The organism is Pseudomonas sp. SDI (assembly GCF_003105155.1).
In the GTDB taxonomy this organism is placed as follows: domain Bacteria; phylum Pseudomonadota; class Gammaproteobacteria; order Pseudomonadales; family Pseudomonadaceae; genus Aquipseudomonas.
This window is the reverse complement of record NZ_QETK01000012.1, coordinates 114,052-136,740: the sequence shown is the minus strand read 5'-3', so window position 1 is coordinate 136,740 and position 22,689 is coordinate 114,052. Positions and strand designations below refer to the sequence as shown.

General features: G+C 63.4%; 21 protein-coding genes and 1 pseudogene. 11 read left to right on the top strand and 11 right to left on the bottom strand.

The window, feature by feature from the left end; translation table 11 throughout:
* The first annotated feature begins 30 nt into the window (after positions 1-30).
* Both DCO48_RS10510 and DCO48_RS10505 read left to right on the top strand, forming a co-directional pair.
* A complete protein-coding gene (locus tag DCO48_RS10510; RefSeq protein WP_116550542.1) occupies positions 31-612 on the top strand; it encodes a YceI family protein in 582 nt (193 codons plus the stop codon).
* Between the two features lies 1 nt (position 613).
* Complete coding sequence (locus DCO48_RS10505; protein ID WP_116550541.1) at positions 614-1,771, top strand: phosphatidylserine/phosphatidylglycerophosphate/cardiolipin synthase family protein; 1,158 nt, start codon at positions 614-616, stop codon at positions 1,769-1,771.
* Between the two features lie 86 nt (positions 1,772-1,857).
* On the opposite strand, the gene DCO48_RS10500 is transcribed toward DCO48_RS10505, so the two are convergent.
* Together DCO48_RS10500 and DCO48_RS10495 are read right to left on the bottom strand one after the other, a co-directional pair.
* Positions 1,858-2,826, bottom strand: a complete 969-nt coding sequence (locus DCO48_RS10500) for an RHS repeat-associated core domain-containing protein (RefSeq protein ID WP_116550540.1) — start codon at positions 2,824-2,826, stop codon at positions 1,858-1,860.
* A 119-nt stretch (positions 2,827-2,945) separates the two neighbouring features.
* Positions 2,946-3,542, bottom strand: coding sequence for a TetR/AcrR family transcriptional regulator (locus tag DCO48_RS10495; protein ID WP_116550539.1), 597 nt, complete (start codon positions 3,540-3,542; stop codon positions 2,946-2,948).
* A gap of 82 nt (positions 3,543-3,624) precedes the next feature.
* On the opposite strand from DCO48_RS10495, the gene DCO48_RS10490 reads away from it, so the two are divergent.
* A complete protein-coding gene (locus DCO48_RS10490) occupies positions 3,625-4,827 on the top strand; it encodes an MFS transporter (protein ID WP_116550538.1) in 1,203 nt (400 codons plus the stop codon).
* 64 nt (positions 4,828-4,891) lie between these two features.
* Here the strand turns inward: DCO48_RS10490 and DCO48_RS10485 are convergent, their stop codons facing one another.
* Entirely contained in the window at positions 4,892-6,415 is a 1,524-nt protein-coding gene (locus tag DCO48_RS10485; protein ID WP_116550537.1) for a fumarate hydratase, read from the bottom strand.
* Between the two features lie 299 nt (positions 6,416-6,714).
* Between DCO48_RS10485 and DCO48_RS10480 the strand changes: the two genes are divergently transcribed.
* Both DCO48_RS10480 and DCO48_RS10475 read left to right on the top strand, forming a co-directional pair.
* Positions 6,715-7,827: a diguanylate cyclase gene (locus DCO48_RS10480; protein ID WP_116550536.1), complete on the top strand. Its 1,113-nt coding sequence runs from the start codon at positions 6,715-6,717 to the stop codon at positions 7,825-7,827.
* Positions 7,820-8,758 carry an iron-sulfur-binding ferredoxin reductase gene (locus DCO48_RS10475; protein ID WP_116550535.1) on the top strand — a complete coding sequence of 313 codons (939 nt, stop codon included), beginning with the start codon at positions 7,820-7,822 and terminating at the stop codon, positions 8,756-8,758. The genes DCO48_RS10480 and DCO48_RS10475 overlap by 8 nt, the downstream gene beginning before the upstream one ends.
* 55 nt (positions 8,759-8,813) lie before the next feature.
* Here DCO48_RS10475 and pyk read toward each other — a convergent pair whose 3' ends face one another.
* Complete coding sequence (pyk, locus tag DCO48_RS10470) at positions 8,814-10,265, bottom strand: pyruvate kinase (RefSeq protein ID WP_116550534.1); 1,452 nt, start codon at positions 10,263-10,265, stop codon at positions 8,814-8,816.
* Between the two features lie 208 nt (positions 10,266-10,473).
* Here pyk and DCO48_RS10465 point away from each other — a divergent pair, with 208 nt between their 5' ends.
* The 3 genes from DCO48_RS10465 to sbcB all read left to right on the top strand — a co-directional run bounded on the left by DCO48_RS10465 (position 10,474) and on the right by sbcB (position 12,809).
* Complete coding sequence (locus DCO48_RS10465; RefSeq protein WP_116550533.1) at positions 10,474-10,860, top strand: tetratricopeptide repeat protein; 387 nt, start codon at positions 10,474-10,476, stop codon at positions 10,858-10,860.
* Positions 10,861-10,984: 124 nt separating this feature from the next.
* A complete protein-coding gene (locus DCO48_RS10460; RefSeq protein WP_116550532.1) occupies positions 10,985-11,344 on the top strand; it encodes a PilZ domain-containing protein in 360 nt (119 codons plus the stop codon).
* A gap of 37 nt (positions 11,345-11,381) precedes the next feature.
* A complete protein-coding gene (gene sbcB / locus DCO48_RS10455) occupies positions 11,382-12,809 on the top strand; it encodes an exodeoxyribonuclease I (RefSeq protein WP_116550531.1) in 1,428 nt (475 codons plus the stop codon).
* Between the two features lie 86 nt (positions 12,810-12,895).
* Here sbcB and mvaT read toward each other — a convergent pair whose 3' ends face one another.
* A complete protein-coding gene (gene mvaT / locus DCO48_RS10450) occupies positions 12,896-13,273 on the bottom strand; it encodes a histone-like nucleoid-structuring protein MvaT (protein WP_116550530.1) in 378 nt (125 codons plus the stop codon).
* 309 nt (positions 13,274-13,582) lie between these two features.
* On the opposite strand from mvaT, the gene purU reads away from it, so the two are divergent.
* Together purU and DCO48_RS10440 are read left to right on the top strand one after the other, a co-directional pair.
* Positions 13,583-14,434, top strand: a complete 852-nt coding sequence (gene purU / locus DCO48_RS10445) for a formyltetrahydrofolate deformylase (protein ID WP_116550529.1) — start codon at positions 13,583-13,585, stop codon at positions 14,432-14,434.
* 30 nt (positions 14,435-14,464) lie between these two features.
* Complete coding sequence (locus DCO48_RS10440) at positions 14,465-14,695, top strand: hypothetical protein (protein ID WP_116550528.1); 231 nt, start codon at positions 14,465-14,467, stop codon at positions 14,693-14,695.
* On the opposite strand, the gene DCO48_RS10435 is transcribed toward DCO48_RS10440, so the two are convergent.
* From DCO48_RS10435 to DCO48_RS23220, 4 genes and pseudogenes are all read right to left on the bottom strand, one after another.
* Complete coding sequence (locus tag DCO48_RS10435) at positions 14,692-15,465, bottom strand: DUF2334 domain-containing protein (protein ID WP_116550527.1); 774 nt, start codon at positions 15,463-15,465, stop codon at positions 14,692-14,694. The two genes, DCO48_RS10440 and DCO48_RS10435, sit on opposite strands and share 4 nt — an antisense overlap.
* Positions 15,458-16,582: a glycosyltransferase family 1 protein gene (locus tag DCO48_RS10430; RefSeq protein ID WP_116550526.1), complete on the bottom strand. Its 1,125-nt coding sequence runs from the start codon at positions 16,580-16,582 to the stop codon at positions 15,458-15,460. The genes DCO48_RS10435 and DCO48_RS10430 overlap by 8 nt, the downstream gene beginning before the upstream one ends.
* 142 nt (positions 16,583-16,724) lie before the next feature.
* Complete coding sequence (locus DCO48_RS23225) at positions 16,725-17,489, bottom strand: methyl-accepting chemotaxis protein (protein WP_371919499.1); 765 nt, start codon at positions 17,487-17,489, stop codon at positions 16,725-16,727.
* 93 nt (positions 17,490-17,582) lie between these two features.
* Positions 17,583-18,542: pseudogene (locus DCO48_RS23220) on the bottom strand (cache domain-containing protein); the annotation flags it as partial.
* 227 nt (positions 18,543-18,769) lie between these two features.
* Between DCO48_RS23220 and DCO48_RS10420 the strand changes: the two are divergent.
* A complete protein-coding gene (locus DCO48_RS10420; protein WP_116550524.1) occupies positions 18,770-20,245 on the top strand; it encodes a helicase HerA-like domain-containing protein in 1,476 nt (491 codons plus the stop codon).
* Positions 20,246-20,384: 139 nt separating this feature from the next.
* Here DCO48_RS10420 and DCO48_RS10415 read toward each other — a convergent pair whose 3' ends face one another.
* The gene (locus tag DCO48_RS10415) at positions 20,385-21,857 is read right to left on the bottom strand and encodes an inorganic phosphate transporter (RefSeq protein WP_116550523.1); all 1,473 of its coding nucleotides are present in this window, start codon (positions 21,855-21,857) and stop codon (positions 20,385-20,387) included.
* Between the two features lie 326 nt (positions 21,858-22,183).
* On the bottom strand, positions 22,184-22,384 hold the full coding sequence (locus DCO48_RS10410) for a hypothetical protein (RefSeq protein WP_116550522.1): 201 nt from the start codon (positions 22,382-22,384) through the stop codon (positions 22,184-22,186).
* Positions 22,385-22,689 lie beyond the last annotated feature (305 nt).

The following is a 22,689-nucleotide window of genomic DNA, read 5'->3' as shown; positions in this document are numbered from 1 at the left end:
GTTGGCGACCCCTACGTTTCAGGATTTCGCATGTTCAGCCGTTGCCGCCTCCTTCTCGCCCTGTTGGCCCTGTTCACCCTGCCGGCCCAGGCCAACTGGTATCTGGACAACGAGTCGTCGCGGTTGTCGTTCATCACCAGCAAGAACGGCGACGTATCCGAGGTGCATCGGTTCCTGGTGCTGCACGGCAAGGTCGACCGCAAGGGCGCCGCGCAGTTGCAGATCGAGATGGACTCGGTAAACAGTGGCATCCCGCTGCGCGACGAGCGCATGCGCAAGGAACTGTTCCAGGTGGCCAGCTTCCCCGAGGCCACCGTCGAGGCGCAGCTCGATTTGCGTCCGATCAACGACCTGGCCAATGGTGCCCAGGTCGAGTTGCGCCTGCCGCTGACGGTCAACCTGCATGGCAAGTCGCACAGCTACAACGCCCAGTTGCTGGCGACCCGGCTGGACGAGCGACGTTTTCAGGTGGTGACCCTGGAGCCACTGGTGCTGCGCGCCGAGCATTTCGACCTGGTGCCGGGGCTGACCCGGCTGCGCAAGCTGGCTGGGCTCAAGTCGATCAACCTGTCGGTGCCGGTGGGTGCGGTGCTGATCTTCACGGCGCGCTGAGATGGCCGGGCCGGTCTTTCCCTGGCGCTCCGGCAACCAGTTCGAGCTGCTGATTGACGGCCCCGCGTTCTTTCCGCGCATGCTCACGGCGATTGTTCGCGCCGAGTTCCAGGTCGATCTGGAACTGTACCTGGTCGAGGCCGGGGCGTGCGCCGAGGTGATGGTGCAGGCGCTGGTCACGGCGGCCGAGCGTGGCGTGCAGGTACGCTGCCTGTTCGACGATTACGGCTCGCTGGCCCTCACCCTGAGCCTGCGCCAGCGCTTGCAGGCGGCCGGGGTCGAGCTGCGCTTGTACAACCGGCTGCGCTGGCGACGCGGTGTGCGCAATCTTTACCGCGACCATCGCAAGCTGGTGCTGGTCGACCAGCGCTGGGCGATGGTCGGCGGGACCGGGGTGACCGATCAGTTCTGGCGGCCGGGCGAAGACAGCAGCGAATGGCATGAAGTGATGGTGCAGATGGAAGGGCCATTGGTGGCGGACTGGCAGATGCTGTTCGACCGGCAGTGGCGGGCCAACCTGCGGCGCACGGCCTGGCGACCGCCGACGCATTTCGGTTTGGCGCATTTGCCACGGGTGCCGATGAGCGGCGTAGGGCTGGGGCGGGTGGCGTATGCCGATGCCCGTCAGCACCGCGACATCCTGCAGGCGCTGGTGCGGGCGTTGAACAGCGGCAGTCGGCGGATCTGGCTGGCGACGCCGTATTTTCTGCCGACCTGGAAGGTGCGCCGGTCGTTACGTCGGGCCGCCGCGCGGGGCATCGACGTGCGCTTGCTGCTGACCGGGCCGCGTACCGATCACCCGTCGGTGCGCTATGCCGGGCATCGTTATTACCCGCGGTTGCTGCGCGCCGGGGTGAGGATTTTCGAGTACCAGCCGTGTTTCCTGCACCTGAAGATGGTGCTGGTGGATGACTGGGTGAGCATTGGTTCGTGCAATTTCGATCATTGGAATTTGCGCTTCAATCTTGAGGCGAATGTCGAGGCGATCGATCCGGGGTTGACCGGTGCGGTGGCGGCGAGCTTCGAGCGGGACTTCGCGCAGAGCCTGGAAGTCGATCTGGATCACTGGCAGGCACGACCGCTGTGGCGGCGGGTGCAGCAGCGGGTGTGGGGCTGGCTGGACCGGTTGGTGGTGAATGTGCTGGATCGGCGCAACTGAGTGGCGGGAGGCTGTCTCCCCCTGCGCCCCTTGGCGCTGCGCGCGCTGGCCTTGCCGGCGATGCTGTCCGTCTGCGCGGCGGCCTGTCAGCGGCGAACGCTGGACGGCGACAGTGACCAGGCCCATGGGTCTCGCTCGACCAGCGAGGCGGCGTGCAGGGCTTCGTCGATATGTGGGTCATGAATGTAAGGGTCGGTAACGCTGAGCGCGTCGTCTAGTTTTCGCACGAGCGGATCTGGAGTATAGCCCGACGCCATGAAGCGCTGACCGTGCGGATATGAAGGCGGCAGCACGAAAGGTGTGTAGGCCGGCGGCATCCCGTTTGCCACTGGGGGAATCGCTACGTTGGCGCCTTCGGCGGTATAAGGCGGTGGGGCGGGGCGGGCGAATCGGCTGTAAGGCGGCGGGGCAGCTGTGCCAGTAGCCGTGCTGATGGGAGTTGCCACTGGCGGATTGTCGACCCGCGTGGCTGCACGCCTCAGCGGCTTGCCAGAGCCGAACAGCCTTTTCAGGGCTTTCCACGGGTTGGGGAAATGCCCGCTCGGGTCGCGGGTATTGACCGGATCCCCCAGGCAATACCCGTAGGTATTCAACCCACCCTGGCCAAACGGGCTCCAACTGTCGGGGCTGTTGAAGCGCATCAACTGCGGGAGATACGCGCGGTAGCCATTGCCCAACAGATAGTGCCCGGTTGTCGGCTCGCATGGCTCGCCGTTGAACCCCGGCAAGCCCGCCACCTGGCTCATGGGGGCGTGGAAGCCAAACGGCAGATAGGCTGACCCAGAGGTGGTCGCCGCTACGCCCAGAATCGACTGTTGACGATCGGTAAGCAATAACGCTGTCTCGCCCGATCCAGTTTGGCCTCGATGTTGGGCGAGCAGTCGATCGTCGTGCAACAACAGCGAGCGCTGTCGGTTGTCCGCTACTTCGGTGACCCGGCGTTTGCCGCTGTAGAAACAAAGTAGGCTCGCCTGCTCGGCAAGGTCTACGCTGCCTAGCCGATCCAGGACGTCGTAGCGATTACGGCACAACAGGTGTTTATTGCACGGCAACATGGTGAGGTTCCGCAAGGGCTATCCCGGTGCCCACTGTGTTCCTCGCTTTACAGCCTGTCACCTGGCAAAAATATCAGGTACGCAAGCCTGGGCGTGGCGCAGGAGCGCTGAGCGCCACTTCATCGGGTTTCAGTTACCTGAATCCCTTGCAACATCACCTCCAGCGCCCCCAGTGCCTGGTGCAACCGCGCCTGCCCATATTCCTCCTGGGCAATCCAGCCGGCCGCCTCGGCCAGCGCGCCATACAGCATCCGCGCCAGCGCTGCGGCATCCACCTGGCGCACCACGCCCGCATCCATGAGGTCCTGCAACATTCCTTGCATCGACCCAATGCACTGCTGTTGCGACACCGCCGTCGTCGCGCCGAGCACCGCCCGCGCATCCTGCAACACCAGTCGTTGAATCTCCGCCTCCTGGGCCATCTGCAGATACGCCCGGCAGCGCTCGCTGAACCCCGTCCAGGCATCCGGCGCCGCCGCGGAAATTGCGCGCAGGCGCGCGTCCATTTCCGCGTCGATCTGCGCGACCACCGCCGCCAGCAAGCCCTGCTTGTCGCCGAAATGGTGATACAGCGCCCCCCGCGTCAAGCCGGCGCCGGCGGTGAAATCGTCCATCGACGCCTGCGCGTAGCCCCGGCGCCCAAATGCCTCGCGGCCTGCTGCCAGCAGCCGGGCGCGGGTGTCTTCAATCATGTCGGCACGGGTTCGACGGGGCATGAATGACTCCAGAATGTGATTTGACATACGTAGCGTATGTAATATTCACTGTTCGCCTTATCGAAAGCAAGAGCGTGCCAAGATGGCCAACCCCTACCGTGAACTGTTCGACCAACCCGGCAGCCGCGGTTTTGTGCTGGCGGGGCTGATTGCCCGCCTGCCGATCGGCATGACCGGTATTGGCCTGATTACCATGCTCGCCTTGTTGCGCGACAACTACGCCCTGGCCGGGGCGGTGGCCGCCACTTTCGCCCTGACCACGGCGCTGCTCGCCCCACAGATTTCCCGGCTGGTCGACCGCTTCGGCCAGCACAAGGTCCTGCCCGGCGCCGCAGCCATCAGTACCAGCGGCCTGCTCGCGCTGCTGGCCTGCGCGCACTGGCCAGCGCCGGACTGGAGCCTGTTCGTCTGTGCCGTGTTCAGCGGCTTCATGCCGAGCATGTCGGCCATGGTGCGCGCCCGCTGGACGCAGATCTACCGCGGCACACCGCAGCTGAACACTGCCTATGCGCTGGAATCGGTACTCGACGAAGTCTGCTTCATCGCCGGCCCACCGCTGGCCGTCGGCCTCAGCGTGGCCCTGTTCCCGCAAGCCGGGCCGCTGGTGGCGGCGCTGCTGCTGGCGATCGGCGTGTACGCATTCGTCGTCCAGCGCCGTACCGAACCTCCTGTGCAGCCGGTCACCGCCGAGCACCGGCAATCGGTGATCCGCCTCGGGTGCATGCGTGTGCTGGTGTTGCTGCTGGTCGCCATGGGCACCATCGTCGGTACCATCGATGTGGTCAGCGTGGCGTTCGCCCAGCAGGAAGGCCAGCCGGCAGCTGCGAGTATCGTGCTTTCGGTGTATGCCCTCGGGTCGTGTATCGCCGGGCTGGTCTTCGGCGGCCTGAAACTGCGCACGCCGCTGCCGCGACTGTTCCTCTGGTGCGGGCTGGCGACGGCCGCCACCACGCTGCCGCTGCTGGTGTCCAGCACGATTTTCGGGCTGTCGCTGGCGGTGTTGATCGCCGGCATATTCTTCGCCCCGACCTTGATCGTGGCCATGACCCTGGCCGAGCAGATGGTCCCCGGCGCGCGCTTAACCGAAGCGCTGACCTGGCTGATCTCCGGCCTCGGCATCGGCGTGGCACTGGGCGCGGCAGCGGCGGGGCAGGTAGTGGATGCGTTCGATGCGCGTAGCGGCTTTGTCGTGGCGCTGCTGGCCGGCGTCGTGGTGCTGGGCGTGGCGCTGTACGGCCAGCGCCGCTTGCAGCTACACGCCAGCGCGGCCAGTCAGTCGCTCTGAAACGAAAAAAGCGGCAAGGGGTCTGCACCCATTGCCGCTTTTTCGCTGAAACAAACCCGCAGGTTTACTTCACTTCCACCGCCAGGCTTTCGGCGATCTTGTTCTGCCAGATCGCTGGGCCAGTGATGTGCACCGACTCGCCGTTGCTGTCCACCGCGACGGTGACCGGCATGTCCTTGACTTCGAACTCGTAGATCGCTTCCATCCCCAGCTCGGCGAACGCCAGCACTTTGGATTTCTTGATCGCCTGAGCCACCAGGTAGGCAGCGCCACCCACGGCCATCAGGTACACCGCCTTGTTGTCCTTGATCGCTTCGATTGCGGTAGGGCCGCGCTCGGATTTGCCGATCATGCCCAACAGGCCAGTCTGCTCGAGGATCTGACGGGTGAACTTGTCCATCCGCGTGGCGGTGGTCGGGCCCGCCGGGCCAACCACTTCGTCGCCCACCGGATCAACCGGGCCGACGTAGTAGATGAAGCGACCCTTGAGGTCGACCGGCAGCGCTTCGCCCTTGTTCAGCATCTCGACCATGCGCTTGTGCGCCGCGTCGCGGCCGGTGAGCATCTTGCCGTTGAGCAGGATGGTCTCGCCCGGTTTCCAGCTCTGCACGTCTTCCGGGGTCAGGGTGTCGAGGTCGACACGACGGGCCGACGGGCCGGCTTCCCAGACGATTTCCGGGTAGGCGTCCAGCGACGGCGCTTCGAGGTCGGCCGGGCCGGAGCCGTCGAGCACGAAGTGCGCGTGACGGGTGGCGGCGCAGTTCGGGATCATGCACACCGGCAGCGAGGCAGCGTGGGTCGGGTAGTCCATGATCTTCACGTCGAGCACGGTGGTCAGGCCGCCCAGGCCCTGGGCACCGATGCCCAGCTGGTTGACCTTGTCGAACAGCTCCAGACGGATCTCTTCGATGCGGTTCTGCGGGCCGCGGGCCTTGAGCTCGTGAATGTCGATGGATTCCATCAACACTTCCTTGGCCATGACCGCGGCTTTCTCGGCAGTACCGCCGATACCGATACCGAGCATGCCCGGTGGGCACCAGCCGGCACCCATGGTCGGCACGGTCTTCAGTACCCAGTCGACGATCGAGTCGGACGGGTTGAGCATGGCCATCTTCGACTTGTTCTCGGAGCCGCCGCCTTTGGCCGCCACGTCCACTTCCACGGTGTTGCCCGGGACGATGGAGTAGTGAATGACCGCCGGGGTGTTGTCCTTGGTGTTCTTGCGCGCACCGGCCGGGTCGGCCAGGATCGAAGCACGCAGGACGTTTTCCGGCAGGTTGTAGGCGCGGCGCACGCCTTCGTTGATCATGTCGTCCAGGCTCATGGTGGCGCCATCCCAGCGCACATCCATACCGACGCGCACGAACACGGTAACGATACCGGTGTCCTGGCAGATCGGCCGGTGGCCGGTGGCGCACATGCGCGAGTTGATCAGAATCTGGGCGATGGAGTCGCGCGCGGCAGGCGACTCTTCACGCAGATAGGCCTCATGCATGGCCTGGATGAAGTCAACGGGGTGGTAGTACGAAATGAACTGCAGGGCGTCGGCAACGCTCTGAATCAGGTCGTCTTGCTTGATCACGGTCATGCAGCGCGCTCCTCTTAAAGACGGGAACATTCATTAAGGTAGTTCGGCGCGGACAGGCCAGGACGCCGAAGCCACCTTTCAAGGCGCGCCGACACGCAAGGGTCGACGCAAAAAAGGCGCGGCAGTATAGCGCGTCTGCGCTCCAGGCACATGGGCCAGTGCTCCCCACCAAGGTCGCCTGGCGGCAGGCACTGTTTTTGCCTGCCAAGCCTGGCAAACATGGCAATAACGTCAGACACCCCCTAAAGTGGCAGCTGGCCATAATTTTCTTTGCCATTACCAGGGCCGGTATTTCACCTGTGACCGAATCCGCGCTGCAGAAACTTCTCCTCAAGCGCTTCCTGCTGGCCGGCTGCACCTACCTGATGGTGTTGCTGCTGGTATGGATGGCGATTCTTGGCGGCCATGTGCTGGCGCCACTGGCGGTAATGACCGTCGGCACCGGGCTGTTGTTGTTCAGCCAACTGCTGCTCGGCTGGGTGTTCGTCAGCGGACGCAACCTGCGCTGCCGCGATCCGAGCCTGACCGAGTGCCAGGTATTGCTGGCGCTGGCCTGGCAGACCTGGCTGCTGGCCAACCTCGACCAGGCCCGCGGGACGTTCCTGGTGATCTACCCGCTGATCCTCATGTTCGGGCTGTTCCATCTCAGCGGGCGGGCCTTCGTGCGCTGTGCGCTGGTGGTGTTTTTCAGCTTTACCGGGTTGATCCTCCTCGAAGCCCATGGCGGCACGCTCAGCGACCCGCCGTTGGCGGTGTTGCAGGTGTGTACGCTGTTCGTCGTGCTGACCTGGTTGTGCCTCTATGCCAGTTACGTGCAGGCCTCGCGCCAGCGCATGCGTCAGCGTCGCTTCGCCTTGCAGGCGCATCGGGACACCCTGCGGGGCATGATGGGCCAACTCGAAGAACTGGTGGCCACCGACGAGTTGACCGGATTGTTCAACCGTCGGCATTTCCTGCGTCTGGCTGGCCGCGAGCTGGAGCAACTGCGCGGGAATGTGCGGCACGGGTTGGCGCTGATCGACCTCGATCATTTCAAACGGATCAACGACGTCTACGGCCACGCCGCCGGCGATCAGGTGTTGCAGGCCTTTGCCCAGGCGGCGAACGGCTGCCTGGACGACAACGCGGTGCTCGCGCGCTATGGCGGTGAGGAGTTCGTGCTGCTGATGCCTGACTGCACGGCGGAGGCCTTGGTGGAACGCTGCGAGTGCATTCGTCTGGCCTTTGCCGATACCCAGCCGGGTGCAGTGGGGTTGCGCGTGGCGCCGTTGAGCCTGTCGGCGGGGATGACCCTGCTGACCGAGGGCGACGACCTCGATACCGCCCTGCACCGTGCCGACGAGGCCTTGTACCGGGCCAAGCGGCTTGGCCGCAACCGTTGCGAAGCGGCATGGGAGGTGGTCGATGCCTGAGTTACGGGTAGCCGCGCGCAGCTGGGCGGTAGCGCCGGGCAGCAACCTGCTCGATGCCTTGAATGCCGAAGGTTTTGCCGTGCCCTACAGCTGCCGGGCGGGGAGCTGTCATGCCTGTCTGGTGCGATGCCTGGAAGGGCTGCCGGCGGATGCCAGGCCCGAGGCGCTGAGCGCCGCGCAACGTGACGAGGGCTGGCGGCTGGCGTGTCAGTGCCGGGTCGATACGGATTTGCGCGTGGCGCTGTTCGACCCGCTGCACGATGGCTTGCCGGCGCAGGTGTGCGCGCTCGACTGGCTGGCGCCGGACGTGTTGCGGCTGCGTGTGCAGCCGCAGCGGCCGTTGCGCTATCGGGCCGGGCAGCACCTGGTGTTGTGGAATACTGCGGGCGTGGCGCGGCCGTACTCGCTGGCTAGCCTGCCGGAGGAAGAGCGCTTTCTCGAGTTTCATCTGGATTGCCGCCAGCCGGGGGCATTCTGCGATGCGGCGCGTGGCTTGAAGGTGGGCGATCCGTTGCGCCTGGGCGAGTTGCGCGGTGGTGCGCTGCATTACGATCCCGACTGGCAGGCGCGACCGTTGTGGTTGCTGGCGGCAGGCACCGGGCTCGCGCCGTTGTGGGGGATCTTGCGCGAAGCGCTGCGCCAGGATCATCAGGGGCCGATCAGGCTGCTGCATGTGGCGCAGGACGCTGGGCAGCATTACCTGGCCGAGGCGTTGCGCGGGTTGGCGACTGGGCATCCAGCGTTGCAGGTGGAACTGGTGACGCCGCTGGCGTTGCCGCAGGCGCTGGCGGCGTTGCGCGTGCAGTCGCGCCAGACGGTGGCACTGGCCTGTGGCGCACCGGCGAGTGTCGAGCAGTTTGCGCGGCAGATGTTTCTGGCGGGCTTGCCGAGGAATCAGCTGTTTGCCGATGTGTTCGTCGGGCATGCCTGAAAACCCACAAAAAACCCCGCCATGAAGGCGGGGCTCTTTCACTTCAGGCCACGTCTCAAACCAGTGGATCGCCCACGTGCAGGATCTTCATCCCGTTGGTGCCACCGATGGTGTGATAGCTGTCGCCTTTGGTCAGGATGACCCAGTCGCCTTGCTCGACCACGCCGCGCTTGAGCAACTCGTCGACGGCCGCCTGGCTGACCTTCTCCGGTGGCATTGCCGCCGGATCGAACGGGACGGTGTAGACGCCACGGAACATGGCCACCCGCGCCTGGGTCTCACTGTGCGGCGAGAAGGCGAAGATCGGGATCGAGGAGCGGATCCGCGACATGATCAGCGGGGTGTAACCGCTCTCGGTCAAGGCGATGATCGCCTTCACGCCCGGGAAGTGGTTGGCGGTGTACATGGCGGCCAGCGCGATGCTCTCGTCGCAACGGGTGAACTGCGTGCCCATGCGGTGGCTGGAGGTCTTGCTGGTCGGGTGCTTCTCTGCGCCGAGGCAGATTCGCGCCATGGCCTGCACGGCTTCCAGCGGATAGGCACCAGCAGCACTTTCGGCCGAGAGCATCACGGCGTCGGTGTAGTCGAGCACGGCGTTGGCCACGTCGGACACTTCAGCGCGGGTCGGCATCGGATTCTGGATCATCGACTCCATCATCTGGGTTGCCGTGATCACCGCTTTGTTGTGGCGACGGGCGTGCAGAATGATCTTCTTCTGAATACCCACCAGCTCGGCATCGCCGATTTCCACACCGAGGTCGCCACGGGCAACCATCACTGCGTCGGACGCACGGATCAAGCCGTCGAGGGTTTCATCGTCGGCGACCGCTTCGGCGCGTTCGATTTTCGCCACCAGCCAGGCGGTACCGCCGGCTTCGTCGCGCAGGCGACGGGCGTACTCCATGTCGGCGGCATCGCGCGGGAAGGAAACGGCCAGGTAGTCCAGTTTCATCTCGGCGGCCAGCTTGATGTCGGCCTTGTCTTTTTCGGTCAGGGCCGGGGCGGTCAGGCCGCCGCCGCGACGGTTGATGCCTTTGTGGTCGGACAGCGGGCCACCGATCAGCACGACGCAGTGCAGGGCGTCGGCCGTGGCGGTTTCGACACGCATGACCACACGGCCGTCGTCGAGCAGCAGTTCGTCACCGACACCGCAGTCCTTGACCAGGTCCGGGTAGTCGATGCCGACGATGGACTGGTTGCCATCGGTCAGCGGGTGGGCGGTGGAGAAGGTGAAATGGTCGCCGACCTTGAGTTCGATTCGCTTGTTGGCGAACTTGGCGATACGGATCTTCGGACCTTGCAGGTCGCCGAGCAGGGCGACGTGGCGGCCGTGCTTGGCGGCGGTCTCGCGGATCAGGCGGGCACGAGCCTTGTGCTCGTCCGGGGTGCCATGGGAGAAGTTCAGGCGGGCGACATCCAGGCCGGCGAGGATCAGTTGCTCGAGTACTTCCGGCGAGTTGCTGGCGGGGCCAAGGGTGGCGACGATTTTGGTACGGCGGATGGTCATGCACAGACTCCTGTAGTGAAGCGCAGCGAAAGGCTACTCTGGAAAATGTCTGTAGTCATTGTTCCTTTGCACTACCTTGGTGGGTTGGGAATGCTGCAAGTGACAAGCTGCAAGGGCTGAGGCTGGCGCTTCTGGCTTTTCTCTTGCAGCTTGAAGCTTCAGCTTGCAGCTACTCTGCCGATACACTCCTCATCAAAGGAGATCCCCCATGCGCGCCCTGATCGTTTTGGCGCTGGCGACCAGTGTCGTCGGCTGCACCCGCTGGTCCATGGACCACCACCTGAACAACGCCTACCGCGCCTACGACCGTGGCGACTGCGAGCGCGTCACCCTGGAGCTGTCGCAGGTTGACCGTACCAGCCGCGCGCGGCCGTTCATCTGGCCGGAAACCGCGCTGCTGCGTGGCCAGTGCCTGGAGCGCCAGAAGCTCTATGTCGACGCCGCGCAGACCTACCAGTACATCATTGCCCAGTACCCGCAGAACGAATATGCCTACCGCGCCCGGGCCCGCCTGCAAACCCTGGAGAAGCTCGGCCACCTGCGCGACGCTCAACCGGTCGTCACGCGCCCGGCCAGCACCGCCAGCTGGCGCTAAGACTAAAGTGTCAAGGCGCAGTTATGACGCCAGGGCCAGCTTGGGCTAAGCTTCAGTTGCAGCGCCACACAACAAGCAGCACTAGCGCGACCCTGCTCAAGGGTCTTCGACAGCGACCGCGACCATGTTTACCGAACGCCGTATAGAGCGTCATCTGCTTCCTTATTACTTGAAGGTCTTCAACCGTTACACCGACCAGCCGATCGGCTACCTGGGTAACGTGTCCGAAGATGGCCTGATGCTGATCAGCGATCTGCCGTTGCTGGTTGGCCCGGATTTCGAGTTGCAGCTCAAGGTGCCCGGCCCTGCCGGCGCCCTGCACCTGATCAACCTCACTGCCAGTTGCCTGTGGTGCCACGAGGATGCCAACCCCGGGCATTACGACTCCGGCTTCATGCTGTTGCAGGCGCCGCGCGAGTACGAGCAACTGGTGGGCGCCCTGCGCAACTATTTCAGCTTCAGACCGTTGAGCGCATCGGCTTGAGGTAGACTCACGGCGACTTTTTGCACAGGACGCCGCCGTGAGCTCGATCTTCTGGCACGACTACGAAACTACCGGTATCAACCCGCGCAGCGACCGCCCGCTGCAGGTTGCCGGGATCCGCACCGACCTGGAACTCAACGAGATCGAAGCCCCGGTCAATCTTTACTGCCAGCCCAGCGACGACATCCTGCCGCACCCGGCCGCCTGCCTGATTACCGGGATCACCCCGCAGCAGCTTGCCGAGCGCGGCCTGTGCGAAGCCGAGTTCATGACCCGCGTGCATGCCGAACTGGCGCGCCCTGGCACCTGCGGCGCCGGCTACAACACCCTGCGCTTCGACGACGAAGTGACCCGCTACAGCCTCTACCGCAACTTTTTCGACCCGTACGCCCGCGAGTGGCAGGGCGGCAACAGCCGTTGGGACCTGATCGACACCGTACGCGCGGCCTATGCGTTGCGCCCGGAAGGTATCGAGTGGCCACAGCGCGAGGGCCGGGTCAGCCTGAAGCTGGAACTGCTCAGCGCGGCCAACGGCATCGACCATGGCCAGGCCCATGAAGCCCTCTCCGACGTGCGCGCGACCATCGCCCTGGCCCGACTGATTCGCCAACGGCAGCCACGCTTGTACAACTGGCTGTTCCAGTTGCGCAGCAAACAGAAAGTGCTCGATCAGGTGCGCCTGTTGCAGCCGCTGGTACATATTTCCGGGCGCTTTTCCGCCGAGCGTAACTATCTCGGCGTGGTTCTGCCATTAGCCTGGCACCCGCGTAATCGCAATGCGCTGATCGTTTGCGATCTGCACCTGGCGGTTGAACCGTTACTCGAAGAAGCCCCGGAAGTTCTCCGCCAGCGACTTTACACCCGGCGCGATGCATTGGCCGAAGGTCAACTAGCGGTGCCGCTGAAATTAATACATATCAACCGTTGCCCGGTGCTCGCGCCATTGAATGTAATCCGCGCCGAAGACCGTGAGCGGCTGGGCCTGAATATAGCCGATGTGCAGGCGCGGGCGAGCCAACTGATAAGCACCCAGGCGATCTGGCAGGAGAAACTTGCCAGCCTCTATAGCGGCGATGAATGTGCGTCGAGCGAAGATCCCGAGCAGCAGTTGTATGACGGTTTTATCGGTGATCGCGACCGGCGCCTGTGTGAACAAGTACGCAGTGTCGACCCCGAGCAGTTGGCCAGTGGCCAATGGATGTTCGACGATGCGCGGCTGCCGGAATTATTGTTCCGTTATCGTGCACGCAACTTCCCGAACACCCTCAATAGCCAGGAGGCACAGCGCTGGCAGCAGTTCTGTCAGCAACGCCTGAGCGACCCGGCGATGGGCGCGCCGAATACCCTGGTGGCGTTCGAACAGGCCTTGCAGGCCGCCTGGACCGATGCCGATAGCGCGCAGCAGGCTTTGCTGGAGCAGTGGCGGGAACATGCCACAGGCTTGCGGCAACGTTTGCAGTTGTAATCAACAGGCAATAAAAAACGCCAGGATGCTGGCGTTTTTCAATAGCGGTAAATCTGGCCGTTATGCCGGATTTAGCTAAATCGCGATTAGCCGAGCAGGGTAGCCCAACCTTCAACGACGTCGCCGCCCCACTTGGCTTTCCACTCTTTCAGGGTCTTGTGGTTGCCACCTTTGGTTTCGATGACTTCGCCGTTGTGTGGGTTTTTGTATTGCTTGACCTTGCGCGCGCGCTTGGTGCCGGTGGTTTTCACTGCACCCCGTGGGCCTTTGCTCGATTTGGCTTCTGGGTCCAGCAGAGCAATGATATCGCGCAGCGACTTCTGATATTCGCCCATCAGGTTGCGCAGCTTGCCTTCGAACTCCAGCTCTTTCTTCAGCTTGTCGTCATTCGACAGATTGGCCAGGCGTGCCTGCAGTTCTTTGATGGCTTCTTCGGTAGCGCGGTATTCGTTGATCAGGGACATTATGACGTTCCTAGGTAAAGGGGACAGGGTAACAGTGCTGCAATAATAGTCAGGCAGTTGGGCCAAGTAAACATTAAACCGAGTAATTCCTTCAATGCCTTTTAATGAATAGGTGTATTCAAGTGTGTGAAATTTACAAATGACTGACTTTTTGCAACACATAACTTTGCCTGACTGTCAGGGGGAAACCATGCCCGGGGCAGCCGGCGTCGGCGGCGGCTGGCGGAGGCGTGGTGTGCAATGAATACTGCAGTTTTCCCGGGCAATCGTTAGAATGTGCGCCTTTGCGAAGTTCTTGGAGTCCGTTTCATGCGCACCTATCGCCTGGTGATTGCTTGCCCCGACCGTGTCGGCATCGTCGCCAAAGTCAGTAATTTCCTGGCGTCCTACAACGGCTGGATTACTGAAGCGAGTCACCATTCCGACAGCCAGAGTGGCTGGTTCTTCATGCGTCACGAGATTCGTGCCGACACCCTGCCGTTCGGTATCGAAGCGTTCCGCGAGGCTTTTGCGCCCATCGCCGAAGCGTTCTCGATGGTCTGGCGGATCACCGACACCGACCAGAAGAAGCGCGTCGTGCTGATGGCCAGTCGCGAGTCGCACTGCCTGGCCGATCTGCTGCATCGCTGGCACAGCAACGAACTGGACTGTGATATCCCGTGTGTCATTTCCAACCACAACGACCTGCGCAGCATGGTCGAGTGGCACGGCATTCCGTTCTTCCATGTGCCGGTCGATCCGAAAGACAAACAGCCGGCCTTCGCCGAAGTCTCGCGCCTGGTCAAGGAGCACACGGCCGACGTGGTGGTGCTGGCGCGCTACATGCAGATCCTGCCGCCGGACCTGTGCCAGGAATACGCCCAGCAGGTGATCAACATTCACCACAGCTTCCTGCCTTCGTTCGTCGGTGCCAAGCCGTACCATCAGGCCTCGCTGCGTGGCGTGAAACTGATCGGTGCGACCTGCCACTACGTGACCGAAGAGCTTGACGCCGGGCCGATCATCGAGCAGGACGTGGTGCGTGTCAGCCATAGCGATAGCATCGATGACATGGTGCGCTTCGGTCGCGACGTCGAGAAGATGGTGTTGGCCCGTGGCCTGCGTTATCACCTCGAGGACCGCGTGCTGGTGCACGGCAACAAAACCGTGGTGTTCAACTGATACGCCGGGCCGGGCAAGGCAGGTAAGCGTATGGGCAACCCGTTCGACAAGGCCTGCGCCACGGCGCCGCCGACGCTGGGCGAGGGGTGCCTGAGCCGCTACGACCCTGAAGCCCTGAGCAGCGACGATGGCACCGAGTTCCCCGGTGCCGCCGCGCTTTGGCAGCAGTTGTCAGCGCCGCACCAGGCGGCGCTGGCTGACGCCGATGCGCAAGCGCGCCAGCCGGCAGCTATTCAAGCGCAAGCCGCCGAGGCGACTTAGCCGCCCGGCCTGCTGGCCAGCCAGGCCATCTTGGTCATCGGCGTCCGGCCGTCGCGCAGCAGGCGTTGCAGGCTGTCGAACCAGTAATCACGGGCGTAGCCGTGGCGCATATCCACCGGGTGCAGGCCCAGGCGCACGGTCGCGGCCTGTTGCAGGCGTTGCTCGTGCAGCTCGCTGAAGGCTTTCGACAGTCCACGCCGCCAGGCACTGCGCGCACTCCAGACCAGACCGGGGGCCCTGACCCGGCTGAAATCCGGCAGCCGATACAGATGCTGCCGGTCGCTGGTGTAGCGCAGCGGTAATTGGCGCAGGGCCTGGCGTGTGCCGGCGCTCATCAGCCAGGCCGGCGCAACGAAGCCGGACAGCGGCCAGTGGTGGCGCTGGAACAGCGCAATGCCGGCCTCCAGCCGGTACAGGGCCTGGGCTTCGTCCAGCCCGTAGAACTCGCCTTCCCAGGTGTACACACGGCGCATGAACCAGGCGCGTGGGCTGCGCGGCGGTGGGTCGTCGTCGGCATGGTAGTAGCCGTGCAAGGCCAGTTCGTCGCCGCGCAGCAGGCGCCGCTCCAGCATTCGGCGAAAGTCCGGGGCGTGCTCCAGGTCGTTGCGTTTGTGGAAGTCCGGCACCACCAGCCAGGTCATCGGCACGTTACCGAGGGCGTCGACGGCTTCGACAAAGGGCCGGTAGTCGGGCCAGGTTTCCGGGGCAACGTCGTGCAGCACCAGCAGCACGCTGCGCCCGGCGGCGTTGCAGTTGCTGGCCTCAGGCATGCGCGCGCACCGGTTGCGCGTGGTCACCGAGCACTGCGTGATAATGCTCGAGCAGGCCGTTGACCACGGTGTCCCAGGCGTAGTGCTGTGCCACGTGAGCGCGCGCTTGCTGGCCGAGTTGCTCGACGCCGTCTTCGAACACTTCGCGTACCGCGCGGGCCATGGCCAGGCTATCGTTCGGCGTGCACAGCCGGCCGCAGTGCGGCCTGACGATTTCCTTGAACGCCCCGGCAGCCACCGCCACCACCGGGATACCGCTGGCCATGGCTTCGAGAATCACCAGGCCAAAGGTTTCCTGATCGCCGGCATGCAACAGCAGGTCGGCGCTGGCGAGCAGGCGGGCGAGCTCGGTGGCCGGGCAGAAGCGATTGATGATGCTGACGTTGGCCGGCACATTGCTTGGCATGTTGGAGCCGACCAGCAGCAGGTGGTAATGCTTGCCCAGGCGCCGCATGCACTCCAGCAGCAGCGGCAGGTTCTTCTCCCGCGAGCCACGTCCGGCAAACACCAGCAGCCGGGTGTTGTCGGCAACCCCCAGTTCGCGGCGCAGGTCGGGGGCGCGCCGGGCCGGCTGGAAAGTCGCCAGGTCGACGCCCAGGTGCTGCACATGCACATTGCCCAGGCCCAGCCCGCGCAACTTGTCGGCCATTACCTGGCTGGGCGCCAGCACCCGGTCGAAATTGCCGTAGAGCTTGCTCACGTAGGCTTCGACATTTGGCGTGACCCAGTTGCCCATGCGGTTACGCACCAGCAGTGGCAGGTCGGAGTGGTAGAAGCCGATCACCGGCACATCCAGATAACGCCGTGCGTCCAGCGCTGCCCAGGCAGTAAGGTAGGGGTCGCCGACTTCGATCAGGTCCGGATGCAGCTCGCGCAGCACATTGCGCCAGGGCCCCAGGCGCAGCGGAAAGCGGTAGCCGTTGCCAAATGGCAGGGCAGGGGCGGCAACGTGGTGGATGCCGTTTTCATGGCCGGCGGCCGCGCCGGGAATCAACAGGCTGTGACGCACGCCGGGGCTCAGGCTGAGACGACGGTGCTTGGCATCCAGATAGGTACGCACACCGCCGCTGGCGGGGGCGTAGAACATGGTGATGTCGGCTATGTGCACGATCAGCATCCCTCCGAGATCGTCTCCAGGGTGTGTCATCGGCAACTGCAACGCAGCGGATGACGCGCCCTAGGGTTGACCTCTATGAAGGATAGTTTGTTCGATCGCGATTGGCTGCCCGGCGCCGTACTGGCCGCCGGGCGTTTGCGGTTTAGATGCGGAAGCTGCCGACCAGGTGTTTCAGGCGGCTGGCCTGCTGCTCCAGGTCGGAACAGGCGCGCAGGGTGGACTGCAGGTTCTCCACGCCTTCCTGGTTGAGCATGTTGATTTCGTTGATGTCCATGTTGATCGAGTCGACCACGGCGGTCTGCTCTTCGGTGGCGGTGGCCACCGACTGGTTCATCCCGTCGATCTCGCCGATACGCTGGGTCACGCTGCCCAGGCGCTCGCCGGCCTGGTTGGCGATCGACACGCTGTCCTGGCTATGGCGCTGGCTTTGGCTCATGGTGTCGACCGACTCGCGGGCGCCGACCTGCAGTTCCTCGATCATGTTCTGTACTTGCTGCGCTGATTCCTGGGTGCGGTGGGCCAGGTTGCGGACCTCGTCGGCTACCACCGCAAAGCCCCGTCCGGCTTCGCCGGCGCGCGCCGCTTCGATGGCTGCGTTGAGTGCCAGCAGGTTGGTTTGCTGGGAAATGCTGGTGATCACTTCGAGGATCTGACCGATGTTCACGGTTTTGCTGTTCAGCGTCTCGATGTGCGCGCTGGAGGTGCAGATCAGGTCCGACAGGCGGTTCATCGCCTGAATGCTGCGGTCTACCACCTGCTGGCCTTCTTCGGCCAGGTGCCGCGCCGAGCTGGCCTGTTGCGAGGCTTGCGCCGCGTTATGGGCGATTTCCTGGGCGGCGGCGCCGAGCTGGTTGATCGCGGCGGCGACGCTGTTGGTGCGGTTGGACTGCTCGTCGGAGTTGACCATCGAGGAATTCGACGCGCTGACCACGCGCAGGGCGACTTCGTTGACCTGTTCGGTGGCCGAGGACACTTCGCGAATCGACGTGTGGATACGCTCGACGAAGCTGTTGAAGGCCTTGCCGAGGATGCCGAACTCGTCGTGGTTGTGAATGGCCAGCCGCTTGGTCAGGTCGCCTTCGCCTTGGGCGATGTCTTCCATGGCGCGGGTCATGGTGTGCAGCGGTGCCATCAGCACGCGAATCAGCAGGCCGAGCAGGGCGATGATGATCACCACCGCGACCAGGGTGGCAATCACCGCCGAGGTGCGGAACTTGCTGAGCATCTTGTAGGCCTTGTCCTTGTCTACCGACAGACCGATGTACCAGTTGGCCGACGGCAGGCCCTTCACCGGGCTGAAGGTGAGGATGCGCTCCTCGCCGTTGAGCTGGACTTCGGTCAGTTCCTTGGTCAGCCGCGGGGTGTTCTGCGGGAAGATGTCGGACAGGTTCTTCATCACCAGGTTCTTGTCCGGGTGCACCAGGATCTTGCCCTGATCGTTGACCAGGAAGGCATAGCCCATGCCGCCGAAGTTCAGCGAGTTGATGATCTCGACCAGGCCGTCGAGGGCCAGGTCGCCGCCCACCACACCGATATTACGCGCAGCCGTAGCGACCACCGAGATGACCATCTTGCCGGTGCTCATGTCGATGTAGGGCTCGGTCAGCATCGGCCCGTTGGCCGCCAGACCGTCCTTGTACCAAGGCCGTACACGCGGGTCATAGCCATCGGGCATCTTGGTTTGCGGGCGAATGGTAAAGCCGCCGTTGACGTCGCCCAGGTAAATGGTCAGGAAGCTCGACACCAGCGCTTGCTGGCCAAGCAGGTTACCGGCACTGTCGGGGAAGCTGGCGATGTTCTGGGCGACGTTGCTGACCAGCTGGATGCGGCCATCGAAGAGGTTCTTGATGTTGGTCGACGTCGAGTCGCCCATTTCATTGAGATAACTTTCCAGATTTTCGCGAATCGCATTACGCTGCAAGTAATCGTTGTACAGGGTGAAGAGGGTGAATGCGACCATCACGATCAGTGAGGCGGCCAGCAAAATCTTGTGGCTGAAACGGAGGCTTTTGTTCATGGCGTAGGGGTCCGCAAAGGTCTTGTTATCCGGGTCGTTCGCACACAGGGCAGTTTGAAAGCAGTGCAGTTCCCATGTCCTTGTCGGGGTGTACCTGTCTTTCCATTGATCTATCACTAGAGTGTTATCGGCTGTTTCAGGGCAAAGCTTAAACAAAGGGTGAAAAAATCATGGCTGATTCATCGCAATTCGTGCTGGGCGCCGACCTTGCCGGGCAACCGCTGGGGCAGGCGATGCGCCTGGCCAACCGCCACGGGCTGGTGGCTGGCGCGACCGGTACGGGCAAGACCGTCACCCTGCAACACCTCGCCGAGGCCTTCAGCGACGCCGGCGTGGCGGTGTTTGCCGCCGACGTGAAAGGTGACCTGTGCGGGCTGGGCGCCGTCGGCAACCCGCAGGGCAAGGTGGCCGAGCGGATTGCCGGGATGCCCTGGCTGGATTATCGGGCGCAGGCTTATCCGCTGACCTTGTGGGACATTCACGGGCAATCCGGTCATCCGCTGCGCACCACCCTGAGCGAAATGGGGCCGTTGCTGCTGGGTAACCTGCTGGAACTGAACGACAGCCAGCAGGCGGCGCTGTATGCCGCATTCAAGGTGGCCGACCGCGAAGGCTTGTTGCTGCTGGACATCAAGGACCTCAAGGCGCTGCTCGCTCACCTCAAGGACAATCCCGAGGTGCTGGGCGAAGACAGTGCGCTGATGACCAGCGGTTCCAGTCAGGCGTTGTTGCGCCGGCTGGCGACGCTGGAACAGCAGGGTGCCGAGGCCCTGTTCGGCGAGCCGGCATTGCGGCTTGAAGACCTGCTGCAGCCGGGCAGCGATGGCCGCGGGCGGATTCACCTGCTGGACGCCAGCCGCCTGGTGCATGAGGCACCGAAGGTCTATGCGACCTTCCTGCTGTGGTTGCTGGCCGAGCTGTTCGAGCAGCTACCCGAGCGTGGCGATGCGGAGAAGCCGCTGCTGGCGCTGTTCTTCGACGAAGCGCACTTGCTGTTCAATGGTACGCCGAAGGCTTTGCAGGATCGGCTGGAGCAAGTGGTGCGGCTGATTCGCTCGAAGGGCGTGGGAGTGTATTTCGTCACCCAGTCGCCGGGCGACCTGCCGGACGATGTGCTGGCACAGCTCGGTTTGCGGATTCAGCATGGCTTGCGCGCGTTCACGGCCAAGGAGCAGAAGTCGCTGCGGGCGGTGGCGGACGGCTTCCGGCCGAATCCGGCGTTCGACACCTTGAGCGTGCTGACCGAGCTGGGGATTGGCGAAGCACTGGTCGGCACCTTGCAGGACAAGGGCACGCCGGCGATGGTCGAGCGCGTGCTGATCGCTCCGCCGCAGTCGCGGATCGGGCCGTTGAGTGCGGCGGAGCGGGCGGCACTGATTGCCGCGTCGCCGTTGCTGGGGCGCTATGACAAGCCGATCGATAGGGAGTCGGCGTATGAAATGCTGCTGGCGCGCAAGGGCGCCGCCCCGGCCGGACAAGCGCCGGCGGCGCCGGCCGAGGAGAGTTTTGCCGACAAGGCTGGGGAGTTCCTGCAGAGTGCGGCCGGGCAGGCGATCAAGTCGGCGGTACGGCAGGCAGCGAACCAGTTTGGTCGGCAGTTGGTGCGCGGCTTGATGGGGTCGTTGTTGGGTACTAAGCGCAAGTAGCGAAGGGCCCCATCGCGGCACGAGCCCGCTCTCACAAGGGGTTGTGGTGCTCTTGTGGGCGCGGGCTCGTCCCGTGATGGAGGCTTCACTGATGCCAACAAAAAAGGCGCCGAAGGCGCCTTTCTCATTGCTGGATCAATCAGTTGATCGCTTTCGACGCCAGCCAGAACAAACCGGCAGCCAGGCCCATCGACGCCGGCAGGGTCAGCACCCAGGCCAGCAGGATGGTCTTGACGGTGCCGCCTTGCAGGCCGCTCTTGTTCGCCACCATGGTCCCGGCCACACCGGACGACAATACGTGGGTGGTCGATACCGGCAGGCTGAAGATGTTCGCCAGGCCAATCGCACAGGCGGCGGTGATCTGCGCCGACATGCCCTGGGCATAGGTCATGCCCGATTTGCCGATCTTCTCACCAATGGTCAGTACTACGCGCTTCCAGCCAACCATGGTACCCAGGCCAAGTGCCAGGGCCACTGCCAGGATGACCCAGAACGGCGCATATTCGGTGGTCGCGGTCAGGTCTTTACGCAGCTTGTCCAGGTCGGCCTTCTCGCGCGCCTGCAGGCCCGGCAGCTTGCCGACCTTCTTCGCGGTGTCGTCCAGGCAGAGCAGGTAACGACGGACTTCGACACGCTGCTCAGGCGACAGCGAGCGGTAGTCGGATACGCCTTTGAGCGACTGCAGCAGGGCATTGATGGTCGGCTCGGTCTGCTGCGGGTTGCAGCTGAACTGCTCCGGCAGGTCGCCTTCCTTCGCCTTGCCCAGGGCCAGGAACTCGCCCAGGGTGGCTTCGTTGCGCTGGTAGAACTGGTTCAGGTGCAAGGTGGCGTCACGGGTACGCTCGATCTGGTAGGTGGTGCTGTTCAGGTCCAGTACGAACTGGGCCGGGACGATACCAATCAGCACCAGCATGATCAGGCCGATACCTTTCTGGCCATCGTTGGAACCGTGCACGAAGCTCACCGCCATGGCCGAAATTACCAGAACCAGACGGTTCCAGAACGGCGGGTGCTTCTTGTCGTCGAGCTTGCGACGCTGTTCCGGCGTCTTGTGCATCTTCGACAGTGGGCGCCACCATTTCAGGCCGATCAGCAGCAGGGCCGCCACCGCGAAGCCCGCCAGCGGCGAGGCCACCAGCGACATGCCGATGTCGATCGCTTTCTGCCAGTTCACGCCATCGCCCAGCGGGATGTCATTGATCAGCGCGTTGGCCAGGCCCACACCGAGGATCGAACCGATCAGGGTGTGCGAGCTGGACGCCGGAATACCGAAGTACCAGGTGCCCAGGTTCCAGGTGATGGCTGCTGCCAGCAAGGAAAAGACCATGGCCAGACCGTGCCCGGTGTTCACATTGATCAGCAGCTCGACCGGCAGCAGGTGGACGATGGCGTACGCCACGCCGACACCGCCGAGCAGAACACCGAGGAAGTTGAACACGCCGGAGAAGAACACGGCGAGGTGCGGTGGCATGGCTTTGGTATAGATGACTGTAGCTACCGCGTTAGCGGTGTCATGAAAGCCATTGATGAACTCGAAGGCGAGCACGAAGGTCAAGGCGAGCAGCAAGCTCACCAGTACCCAGGCATCAAGTCCGCTGAATAAATCGATCATGAAGGTTTTCTGACCCGGTCATAAGGGGGCGCGATTATGCCAGAAATCCCTGTAAATCGATGCACCAGGTGCTGATTGGTGCATGCCGTCTGACGGGCGTCAGGTCACATTTGCAGAGCCGGTTTTATCCGGAAAGTTCCCTGGAAGCCCCGTAAATAGCGGATTTCAAACGAAAAAATGAAAATTGGCAGATGCTTGAAATGTTTCAAACGGCTGTATGAAATTTGTGAGAATCCGTTTCCAGGTTGCAATCGGCAGGGTAAATGCACGACCGGGGCCGCCCATGCAGGGGCCCCGAACCTCGCTGGCGTAGCGGCTGAAACCGCTCAGGGCTCCTCGGCCTTGAGTTCCTTTTCGATCTTTTGCAGTTCCTGGGCGAAGGCCTGGTCGAGAATGCTGGCGCGTTTGCGCCAAGGCTTGCGCTCCGGGTCGGGTTGCGCGGCGTAGGTGGTGACTTCCCCGCCGTAAACGTCCTTGTAGCGTTGTTCCTGGCGCTCAAGTTCCGCGCGCAGTTCATCTTTAGTCACAGTGCTACCTGATAGTTGAAAGTTACGCTGGCAGTAACGTGGTTGTGCCACCGGCAAGTTGCACGTTGCACACACGGCTACGCTGCCAAGTAGTAGTGGCTGTCGCAGCAACAGTCATGAATATCCTCACGCGTGCCTGCCAGAGAGCTGTGGCCTTGGCCTGGCAGGGGCGGGCGTGGTTAAAGCCGGATCCATTCGACCCCGTTTGAGCGCGGTCGGGAAGTGCTGAGTATAGCAAGCACTTCGCCTGACGGAATCTCTCCCTACGTATGAAGTCCCGACATTAAGTGCAGGGCTTTTGTTCA

Excerpts from the sequence above, each read along its gene's own strand:
- DCO48_RS10435 (WP_116550527.1), bottom strand. The coding sequence starts at position 15,465 with ATGCCTGAGGCCAGCAACTGCAACGCCGCCGGGCGCAGCGTGCTGCTG.
- DCO48_RS10415 (WP_116550523.1), bottom strand. The coding sequence starts at position 21,857 with ATGATCGATTTATTCAGCGGACTTGATGCCTGGGTACTGGTGAGCTTG.
- DCO48_RS10420 (WP_116550524.1), top strand. The coding sequence starts at position 18,770 with ATGGCTGATTCATCGCAATTCGTGCTGGGCGCCGACCTTGCCGGGCAA.
- purU (WP_116550529.1), top strand. The coding sequence starts at position 13,583 with ATGCGCACCTATCGCCTGGTGATTGCTTGCCCCGACCGTGTCGGCATC.
- DCO48_RS10430 (WP_116550526.1), bottom strand. The coding sequence starts at position 16,582 with ATGCTGATCGTGCACATAGCCGACATCACCATGTTCTACGCCCCCGCC.
- DCO48_RS10500 (WP_116550540.1), bottom strand. The coding sequence starts at position 2,826 with ATGTTGCCGTGCAATAAACACCTGTTGTGCCGTAATCGCTACGACGTC.
- DCO48_RS10505 (WP_116550541.1), top strand. The coding sequence starts at position 614 with ATGGCCGGGCCGGTCTTTCCCTGGCGCTCCGGCAACCAGTTCGAGCTG.
- DCO48_RS10460 (WP_116550532.1), top strand. The coding sequence starts at position 10,985 with ATGTTTACCGAACGCCGTATAGAGCGTCATCTGCTTCCTTATTACTTG.
- DCO48_RS10465 (WP_116550533.1), top strand. The coding sequence starts at position 10,474 with ATGCGCGCCCTGATCGTTTTGGCGCTGGCGACCAGTGTCGTCGGCTGC.
- DCO48_RS10490 (WP_116550538.1), top strand. The coding sequence starts at position 3,625 with ATGGCCAACCCCTACCGTGAACTGTTCGACCAACCCGGCAGCCGCGGT.
- DCO48_RS23225 (WP_371919499.1), bottom strand. The coding sequence starts at position 17,489 with ATGGTCAACTCCGACGAGCAGTCCAACCGCACCAACAGCGTCGCCGCC.
- DCO48_RS10440 (WP_116550528.1), top strand. The coding sequence starts at position 14,465 with ATGGGCAACCCGTTCGACAAGGCCTGCGCCACGGCGCCGCCGACGCTG.
- pyk (WP_116550534.1), bottom strand. The coding sequence starts at position 10,265 with ATGACCATCCGCCGTACCAAAATCGTCGCCACCCTTGGCCCCGCCAGC.
- DCO48_RS10510 (WP_116550542.1), top strand. The coding sequence starts at position 31 with ATGTTCAGCCGTTGCCGCCTCCTTCTCGCCCTGTTGGCCCTGTTCACC.
- DCO48_RS10485 (WP_116550537.1), bottom strand. The coding sequence starts at position 6,415 with ATGACCGTGATCAAGCAAGACGACCTGATTCAGAGCGTTGCCGACGCC.
- mvaT (WP_116550530.1), bottom strand. The coding sequence starts at position 13,273 with ATGTCCCTGATCAACGAATACCGCGCTACCGAAGAAGCCATCAAAGAA.
- DCO48_RS10475 (WP_116550535.1), top strand. The coding sequence starts at position 7,820 with ATGCCTGAGTTACGGGTAGCCGCGCGCAGCTGGGCGGTAGCGCCGGGC.
- DCO48_RS10495 (WP_116550539.1), bottom strand. The coding sequence starts at position 3,542 with ATGCCCCGTCGAACCCGTGCCGACATGATTGAAGACACCCGCGCCCGG.